Origin of the sequence: Mycobacterium sp., from assembly GCF_036273375.1 — a bacterium.
Lineage (GTDB): Bacteria > Actinomycetota > Actinomycetes > Mycobacteriales > Mycobacteriaceae > Mycobacterium.
Map to the genome: position 1 here is coordinate 80,560 of NZ_DASUHS010000092.1, position 6,299 is coordinate 86,858.

Genomic DNA, 6,299 nt, shown 5'->3' on the forward strand with positions numbered 1-6,299 from the left:
TGGGTACTGCGGGTAAAGGTCGACGAATGAACTGGACGACGTTGGTGGCCAACGCGCTCGTACCCCTTGCGTCCGTGATTTCGAGCGCCGCCGTCGCGATCTGGACGAAGCGAATCGACGCCAGGAACAAGGCGGCAGACCGTCGCCACGAACGTGTCCTCGACTTCGAGAAGCGGGCGGCCGAGGACAAGAAGGCCGTATTGAAGTCGCTGATCTCCGCGACCATCTACGTCAAACGCGCGGCCCAATACGAGGGGACCGGCAGCGCCGAGGAGATCGCCAGCCAGCGGCGCGCCGAGGCCATCCGAGAACTGTATGACTTCCGCATGCGGCTGGGCCTCGACGATGGGGTAGCCGAGCTGATGGTCTACGCCGCGCCACCGGTGCGCGACAGCGTAAGTCTCCTGCTCAACGAGTGGGATCGTCAGTTCCGCGAGCACGGCTACTCATTGACCCAATTGGATTCGTGCAAGCGGCAATTGGCGCAGAGCACCGCGTGCCCTGCCCCACAGGAGGACGTGACCGTGTTCTACGAGGGCGAACTCAAGTGGTCCGAGCTGAGGAAGGTGGAGATGGTGTGGCTGGACAGGTTGGGCAGCGAATCGGATCTCGACCTCGACGCACTCGTGGACCTGTGCGACCGCACCCTGGAGGCCGCGCACAAGGACTTGCGCGGCGGATACGGGCTCGAGTACTGACTCCCGGAAAGCGCAGGGAATCCTCGATGCCGCAAGGAGCAACCCGATTGCGTTGCAGTACAACCGCTTTGCAATCGTTGCCACTGCCGCGTTAACCGTTCAGGCCCGCGCGTCGCCGCCCGACCGCCGAAGTTGTCGTTCCCGTGCCACCGAATGAACCCTGCGCCTTCTTGTTGTTGGCAGCGGTGCCAATGCATCGTTACCGAAACTTGCCGTCAATGCCCCAGCCGAGCTCGCGAACACAAACTTCGCGTCAGCTCGCGCCGATCATCCAGCAGCGCATCCGCCACGTCTATCGACGGTAGCGGCCCGCCTCGCTCCCAAGGCGCACGGCGAAGGGTCGCCAGCAACCCAGCTCGGTATCAATGCTCTCGAGGTCGCCATGCAAGCCGGCGCGGCCTTGGACCCGCCCACCGAGACACCATTTCGCCTCATTGAATCCGATCACTCCGTTGTCGTGTGAAAGCACGGGCCGCCCCTTGGCGAGTAGGGGCGCCCAATCAACAATTCAGGCGTGCCTACTTACTGAATCTCTTCACCGTGCGGGCTAGGAGTCAGAGAAGATTTCTTGGACTTCGCGCAGCGCGTAGAAAACGAGGACATATCCGGCGACGGGATCGGCCCACCAGTACCCGGCCAGGCTGTTGAGCGACAGTCCTAGCAGTACGGCAATGGCGAGCAGTCCGTCGATCAAAGTAACGCGGCCCTCGGTGGTGAGCACCGGGTTGGCCAGCGCAGCACCGGTACGCGCCTTGCCAGCGGCTAAGACAAACATCACCATCGCGGTCACGGCGGTCCAGGCGATTCCGGTCGGCGAATGGTGCGGCTGAAAACCCATGCCCAGCACCACCGTTGACTGCACGAGCAGGTACAGAGCTAGCGCGGCGAAGGCGAAACCGATGAACCGCACTGCCAATCGCTGGCGAGCTTCACCGGTTCCGGACAGTTCCCAGATCACCACGGTTGAGGCGCCGATTTCGATCAGGGAGTCCAAACCGAATCCGGCCAATGCCACCGACTTTGCACTGATGGCTGCGACTGCGAGGACGCCAATGCCGACCACATTCCAGCCCAATGTGGCGAATTCCAGCGCGAAGCCTCGGCGTAGCAAGGATCGGCGGGTGGTGTCGTCGATGCTGCTCACTTTGAAAGTCTCACACAGGCCCCTACGCCGAGCGCCTCGGCGCCGAGCTCAACGTTGCGCCGCCGGCGGGCGAGCGTCCCGGCTGGGCCGCGGTGGCGCTGGCCTTGGCCGCCATCCTCGACGACCCCAGTCATGTAGCGACTCAGCCCGCCGCAGCACGCCAGTTGGTCACGATCCTGCGCACGCTAGCGAAGCGGGCACAGCGCCGCGGGACCTGGCCGTGGTCAAGTCGATGACGAACCAGCGGACAACTCCTGATTAGCCGTCAATCAGCCAACCGCTGCGGATTCCGCGTGGTTAGTGATCAAGTTTGCGTTTTCTCGGCCAGGCGCCACTACATCGGCGCGACGTAGACGGGAGCGTGGGGAAGGTCAATCGTTATGCAGCCCGACGACCCCAGAATCACACCGGTCAGCATTGCGGCTACTGCAACAGCTTTCAGTACCTTCTTGGTGCTCTTCGTCCTCATCGGTCACACCTTTCTTCTATTTAAATCCCCGTGGCATCTAAGTGCCGCCAGTTATGTGATGCTATCGCTGTCATTGGGCGCGTGTGGAATAGTTGCGCAAAATCGCTGGAAAAGCTTTTTGCGATGTCGGGGGTCTGGATTGGCTGGTTGACGCCGCGGACCGCAGCGAAGGCACTGGCCGCCCTGCTCGATAAGCTGCGTTCAGCGGCGCGTGGTCCTCGCGGCAGGTCCGTGCCCGGGTTGCACACCCGCGAGTGCAGGTCCGCGGCGACGACATCGGCGGCATCGGCGCACGCGTAAGCGCCCTGGCCGGCCCGAACGATGTGCACGTGTCCAGCACGCTGCGCGATCTGGTGATCGGGTCTGGACTCGAGTTCGAGGATCGCGGCGCTCACGCGCGCAAGGGCGTCCCCGGCAAATGGCGCCTGTTCGTTGTCGCTGCTCCGTAAGCACTCGCGGTCAGCTCCCCTCCGGCCATCACAAAAGGTACGCGCGTGCCAGAATCCGTTTGCGCAATCGATACCGAATCGCTAATTTAGGCAACGTGGGTCAAGTCACACGTCCGGGCCGATGTGGCGCACACCCCAGCATCAGGGGAGGCGGTCGCAACTTTGCGGCCGGCTGGGACGAAGGATTAGCTCGTTGTCAGGAGAAAGACGGGCCGGACGGCCCATAAGCCTTGTGCCCGCACACAACACGTCAAGCGCCGTGGCCGCGGACGATCGCGCTTGGGCTTCGAAGGCGCTGTGTAGGGGAACAGATCCCGACGCACTATTTGTGCGGGGGGCAAAACAACGTGAGGCTGCGGTTATCTGCCGTCGCTGCCCCGTGATGACAGAGTGCGGGGCGGAGGCGCTCGACAACAAGGTCGAGTTCGGGGTATGGGGCGGCATGACTGAGCGCCAGCGCAGGGCTCTGCTCAAGCAGCATCCCGAAGTCGTGTCGTGGACGGATTTTTCGACAAGCGCAATGCGCGCTCCGTAATTGGTCCCGCAGACCACTGCGGCACGCACATCGTGTTGGTGGCGTGGGCGAGGGATGACGCGCGCGACACGCGCTAGTTGTCGGCCGGCGCCCGTTCGGTAAGGTCCGCAACCTCCGCGGCGAAAGCGTTCGTCTTGACCGACTCAATGCCCTTTTTTGGCGCCTGCCTTGGTGTCGTAGCCCTGACTGGCGGCGACGATCTCGCCGTTAGCGGCTTTGAGGTGGAACCGGAACTTGCCGGATTTTTCCTTGTGATTTCGAACTCGGCTGCCATGGCAGTCTCCTTGTTCGTTTGCTCGAACAGCGAAAACGCTACGCTTCTATGACAACTGGCGCACGCACGAACCTTATGGGTTGCAGCCGTTTACTAGCTCGAAGACGCTCATCCGGCAGCGCATCCGCCGCGTCTATCGAAGGCAGCGGCCCACCCCGGCGCCATTGCGGGCTTTCAATCGATACGCCAGCCCCTTGGAAGCCGAGTGTGGTTGATTGTCAACCAGTTTCGTTAGCTGACGGTTGTATGGTCGCGGCCGTGCGTGCTGAACTCGACGCTGCGCCGGCCGCTGTGGAACGCCCCGCTCTGACGGCGGTGGCGCTAGCGTTGGCCGAAATCCTCGACGACCCGAGACATGTACCGACTCAGCCCGCCGCGGCACGCCAGTTGGCCGCGATCCTGGGTACGCTCTCGAAGCGGACACAGCGTCGCGGGAAGCTGGCTGTGGTCAAGTCGATGACAACGAGTGCACCATCAGTTTCATGAAATCGGCTATTCCAGCTCACGCTCCACAGTCGGCGCTATTGGCGTAGGAGCCGTTGACCACCTTGCAGAACGGAAAGTTCTGATCGCCGCCGCCCATGCTGAACAGCATTCCGTTGCCGCCGTCGACTAGCTGCATGGCCACGTAGCTTCCGGTCGGAATGCGGCCTCCACTGATGACATTGCCCATGGCGGTGATGGGTTGGTCTGTCGACACACTGCCCATCTTGAAGGTGACCGTGCCGGAGTTGTTGACTTCCGTGCCGCTGCCGTCCGAACTGACCGACACGTGTTCCTGATGGGCCTGCCACTCGCCCACGTAAGGTCCGCCGGCCTGCGAGAACGGTGTGGACAGGCAGGCCTGGTTGTTGCAGGGGGCGGCATGCCCCACAGGGGCGACGACGAGCGCCGCCCCCACGGTCATCGTCATCGTTGCGACAACGATTTCCATCCCATCACCTCAAATCTCGCGGTCTACCCAATTCAGTATTTTTTCTTCAGGGGAGTCTCCTTGGCTCTCAGCCTCGTGACCGGTCCGACCGATCGTGCTGGTGGGATGTGCAGCTCGTTGGGGTCCGGCACCTTAGGGCCGACCGGCTTGAGGGGACTGCCGCCCGGCCTGTCGTAGGGCACGTCGTTGGGCTGCTTGCATGCGGAGTTCTGGCTGGGCGACCGTTCCGCGGCCCGGGAGTTGCGGTTGCGGGTGGCGAAGTTCGGTGCGACCCCGGAAGACCGCGCCCGGTTGAACTTGCGGGTCCACAACTGCACCGGCAATAGCTGCACACCGTTAGACGGATATCCCTAAAATCCTGTGCAGTCAGCCATATCACCCGACATCGTCCACAAACAGGTACCGGACATGCCCGAAGCGAACCAAAAGGGCGAAAGCGCTCAGCCAGAAGTGTGGGCAGCGTGAGCCAGCCAAGCGGCACGGGCGGCCAAGGCCCGCGTCGGACTCCCATCACGCTTGCCATATACCGTGACTTACGCGTCGCCATGGTCGTACTAATGGTGATGGTCGCTGCGGGCGTGATCATCGAAAGGATATCGGCACCCTGCTGGCAATCGGCCCTCAGCACTTACTATTACACCTCCGCGCACAGCATCGTCATCGCCGCGCTCCTGGCACTCGGCACGCTATTCATCATCTATAGGGGCAGCACCGACACCGAGGATGTCTTGTTGACTCTGGCCGGGGTCAGCGCGTTGACCGCCGCGATGGTGCCGCAGGATCGACCCTCGGACCTGTGCCCCGGGCCAGCTAATCTGCCGCCCGACTACGATGTCCTGGCCGCCGCGCTGCCTAATGTCGGGGCGATCGCTATCGCATTGGGTCTGGGCTATGCGGTGATCTGGTCGGTGATGCTGGTGCAATGCCTGCGCGGCCACCGCCCGCAGGCACGAAGGCCGGCGGGAATAGTGTCGCTGTGTGTTTTCTGGCTAACTATGGCGGTCGGCCTAATTGCCCTGCTCTTCTTTCGGGACAAGTTCCTGAAGTATGCACACGGCGCAGCCGCGGTACTGCTGCTCTCGGCCTTTATCGCCACCACGTTCTGCACCGCATACGTCGTCGGGCGAGAGGACCCGTCGAAGTCACCGCATCAGCGTTGCTATAAGCGCATCTACTGGGGGATTGCCTGGCTGATGCTGGCGACGTTAATTGCAGTTGTCCCGGTGCATCTCGTACACCCGAGATGGTTGGGGGTTCGTTGGGGCCTTGTGGCCGAAGTGGCGCTGATCCTCGAGTTCGCCGCATATTGGGTGGTTCAAACGATCGACCTGTGGAAAACACCTGACCGGAGTGGGCGCCTTCCCAAAGGTCCTCCGGGGTTTCTGTAGCGCGGGCCGGTCGCGAACGCAAGGCTGTGACGTTATGGCTGCGCCGCCGTATTCCTGAATTCTCGTTAGACGTTTCGGGGCTTCACGAGGGGAGTTCCACTGGGGGTACGGTGCCGCGCCCCCCGACTGCCGCTGTGCTTGGGCCCGCCGTCAGACGGCCCCTAAGTCCCCGAGACTCACTTGGGCGAGTTGACACACATAATCGGACATCGGCGCGTACTGGTCGCAGCGCCCAGCCCTCTAACAGGGCTTCTGGCCCGAAAGAGTTACATTTTGTCAAAGATAGGCCACATTGATGCATGGCCTGCAGTTGCGTACGTCTACAGTACGTGTATTCAACGCTAGGGCCTTGCCAAGACGTTCTCACTCACTCGTCGTCGTCGAGCAACCAGTCAGTCGAAACGCGCT

The 6,299-nt window shown here is 62.4% G+C and carries 7 protein-coding genes and 2 pseudogenes; 4 read left to right on the forward strand and 5 right to left on the reverse strand.

Going from position 1 to position 6,299, the window contains the following annotated elements:
- Positions 1-26: 26 nt before the first annotated feature.
- Positions 27-698: a hypothetical protein gene (locus VFW69_RS08575; protein WP_526500126.1), complete on the forward strand. Its 672-nt coding sequence runs from the start codon at positions 27-29 to the stop codon at positions 696-698.
- Positions 699-1,245: 547 nt separating this feature from the next.
- Here the strand turns inward: VFW69_RS08575 and VFW69_RS08580 are convergent.
- Together VFW69_RS08580 and VFW69_RS08585 are read right to left on the reverse strand one after the other, a co-directional pair.
- Positions 1,246-1,842, reverse strand: coding sequence for a cation efflux transmembrane domain-containing protein (locus tag VFW69_RS08580; protein WP_526500128.1), 597 nt, complete (start codon positions 1,840-1,842; stop codon positions 1,246-1,248).
- 334 nt (positions 1,843-2,176) lie between these two features.
- Positions 2,177-2,311, reverse strand: a complete 135-nt coding sequence (locus VFW69_RS08585) for a hypothetical protein (protein WP_526500130.1) — start codon at positions 2,309-2,311, stop codon at positions 2,177-2,179.
- Between the two features lie 254 nt (positions 2,312-2,565).
- Here VFW69_RS08585 and VFW69_RS08590 point away from each other — a divergent pair, with 254 nt between their 5' ends.
- Both VFW69_RS08590 and VFW69_RS08595 read left to right on the forward strand, forming a co-directional pair.
- Entirely contained in the window at positions 2,566-2,760 is a 195-nt protein-coding gene (locus VFW69_RS08590; RefSeq protein ID WP_526500132.1) for a hypothetical protein, read from the forward strand.
- 193 nt (positions 2,761-2,953) lie between these two features.
- A pseudogene (locus tag VFW69_RS08595) lies at positions 2,954-3,294 on the forward strand (WhiB family transcriptional regulator); the annotation flags it as partial.
- Between the two features lie 74 nt (positions 3,295-3,368).
- Here VFW69_RS08595 and VFW69_RS08600 read toward each other — a convergent pair.
- From VFW69_RS08600 to VFW69_RS08610, 3 genes and pseudogenes are all read right to left on the reverse strand, one after another.
- Positions 3,369-3,569 (reverse strand): annotated as a pseudogene (locus VFW69_RS08600) (YegP family protein).
- A 502-nt stretch (positions 3,570-4,071) separates the two neighbouring features.
- Positions 4,072-4,503 (reverse strand): hypothetical protein, encoded by a 432-nt coding sequence (locus tag VFW69_RS08605; RefSeq protein WP_526500134.1) that lies wholly within the window; start codon positions 4,501-4,503, stop codon positions 4,072-4,074.
- Between the two features lie 32 nt (positions 4,504-4,535).
- Positions 4,536-4,835 (reverse strand): hypothetical protein, encoded by a 300-nt coding sequence (locus VFW69_RS08610; protein ID WP_526500136.1) that lies wholly within the window; start codon positions 4,833-4,835, stop codon positions 4,536-4,538.
- A gap of 225 nt (positions 4,836-5,060) precedes the next feature.
- On the opposite strand from VFW69_RS08610, the gene VFW69_RS08615 reads away from it, so the two are divergent.
- Entirely contained in the window at positions 5,061-5,891 is an 831-nt protein-coding gene (locus VFW69_RS08615) for a hypothetical protein (RefSeq protein WP_526500138.1), read from the forward strand.
- The last annotated feature ends 408 nt before the right edge of the window (positions 5,892-6,299 follow it).